This window comes from Streptomyces sp. SID3212 (assembly GCF_009865405.1).
Lineage (GTDB): Bacteria > Actinomycetota > Actinomycetes > Streptomycetales > Streptomycetaceae > Streptomyces.
Genome location: NZ_WWJY01000930.1, coordinates 1 through 417 on the forward strand (window position 1 = coordinate 1; position 417 = coordinate 417).

A 417-nucleotide genomic window follows, 5' to 3' on the forward strand; every position below is an offset into this window, starting at 1 on the left:
TTCGAACCAGTGACCTCTTCGGTGTGAACGAAGCGCTCTCCCGCTGAGCTAATCGCCCGGGAACGCCTTGAACCATACAGGCCCGGACGGGTCCGCTTCAAACCGGAGGGGACGTACTCACCCGGGGATCTGAGTAGGCGTGCCGATGGCACGGGCTGTGGCGCGGACCACACTCGCTGCCATGACACAGGTGCTACGGCCCGACCAGGAGCTGGTGATCCTCGATCAGGAGCTGGCCCGACTCGACGCGCGCAGGGGGCAGTTGCTGCTGCGCAGGTCCTACTTGGTGAGCCTGCTGGCGGCGGCCGGGCCTGCCGTGGGGCGGGGATCGGGGTGGGAATCCGGGTGGGGATCCGGCTGGGCGGCGCCCGGTGGCCAGGGCGGCGCGCGGCGGGCCGAGGCGTCCCCGCCGGGGGT

The 417-nt window shown here is 71.0% G+C and carries 1 protein-coding gene; it reads left to right on the plus strand.

Going from position 1 to position 417, the window contains the following annotated elements:
• Positions 1–181: 181 nt before the first annotated feature.
• Positions 182–417 (plus strand): hypothetical protein (locus GT042_RS38365; protein ID WP_202533971.1); only part of this gene is annotated, 236 nt, incomplete at its 3' end.